The sequence below is a fragment of the Kumtagia ephedrae genome (assembly GCF_003012745.1).
GTDB classification, from domain to species: domain Bacteria; phylum Pseudomonadota; class Alphaproteobacteria; order Rhizobiales; family Rhizobiaceae; genus Kumtagia; species Kumtagia ephedrae.
Genome location: NZ_PXYK01000097.1, coordinates 1 through 266, shown reverse-complemented (window position 1 = coordinate 266; position 266 = coordinate 1). Strand labels below are relative to the sequence as shown.

At 57.5% G+C, this 266-nt stretch carries 1 protein-coding gene; it reads left to right on the top strand.

The window, feature by feature from the left end; all coding sequences use genetic code 11:
- Nucleotides 1-239: transposase (locus C7I84_RS29435; protein WP_207770980.1), on the top strand; the 239-nt coding region annotated here is incomplete at its 5' end.
- Nucleotides 240-266 lie beyond the last annotated feature (27 nt).

Genomic DNA, 266 nt, shown 5'->3' with positions numbered 1-266 from the left:
GCATCCGGCTGCATTTCCTGCCCGCCTACGCGCCCAACCTCAACGCCATCGAGCGGCTGTGGAAACTCATGCACGAGCACGTCACCCACAACCGCTATCATGACAGCTTCCGCGCCTTCGCCGAGGCTATCATGCGCTTCTTCAAGTCCACATTGCCGAAGAACTGGAAATCCTTCCGCGACACCGTCAACGACAATTTCCACATCGTCAGACCCGAGGCTTTTCGGGTCGTCGGGTAGGCGGGGTATTACTTTCTTTCCGCAGAA